This is a genomic window from Rhizorhabdus sp. P4_G6, from assembly GCF_056401045.1.
Genome location: NZ_JBFUKC010000055.1, coordinates 1 through 737 on the forward strand (window position 1 = coordinate 1; position 737 = coordinate 737).

The window sequence follows — 737 nt, forward strand, 5'->3', positions numbered from 1 at the left end:
GATAACATCATTGCCGAGATTGCCGTTGACGGTATCGTTGCCGCCGCCGCCGACAATCGCATCCTCATTGGCGCCGCCATTGATCCTGTCGGAGCCCTCTCCTCCGTCCAGCGTATCGTTACCGGCATTGCCTTGCAGATAATCGCTTCCGTCGTCCCCGGAAATCTTGTCGGCGCCGTCGTTGCCGCCATTGGCCGATTGCCCGTAAAGATGGTCGTTGCCTGCTCCGCCGGATAGCGTGTCCGATCCTGCCAGGCCGTACAGATTGTCGTGGCCGCCGAGCCCCACCAACAGATCGTCGAAAGACGAGCCATTCATGTTGTCGTTACCCGACAGGACAAGGTTCAATACCCCCGCATTGTCGTTGTTCGGCAAGAATGAATAGAACTGCGTAGCGCTCGTGGAGAGGCCGGTTATGTCCAGGGTCGCGCTGCCGTTCACCGAGACGTTGATGCCGGTGATCGTCCCGCCTGTGGGTTCTCCGCCGCTACCAAAGGTGAAGCCGACACCCGTGAATGTGTCGATTTCGCCATCGCCCATATCGAGCCTCAGCGACGTGCTCGAACTGGAGAGCACATCGGCGTCGAGAAGGTCCCCGACGGCCAGTTGATCGAGGCGCACCGCGGTTACCGTGCCACCAGTGAACTGTGCCATTTGCTATTCCTCCCTGTGTCGGCCGCCAGCCGCCGCCGAGCGCGCCCTCAAAAAATCGGGGAGAGGCCGAGTGGACTATATCC

At 60.4% G+C, this 737-nt stretch carries 1 protein-coding gene; it reads right to left on the reverse strand.

What is annotated here, in order from left to right; translation table 11 throughout:
• Nucleotides 1-654, reverse strand: a 654-nt coding sequence (locus AC1DPF_RS18965) for a calcium-binding protein (protein ID WP_477962952.1), incomplete at its 3' end; no start/stop codon positions are given.
• Nucleotides 655-737 lie beyond the last annotated feature (83 nt).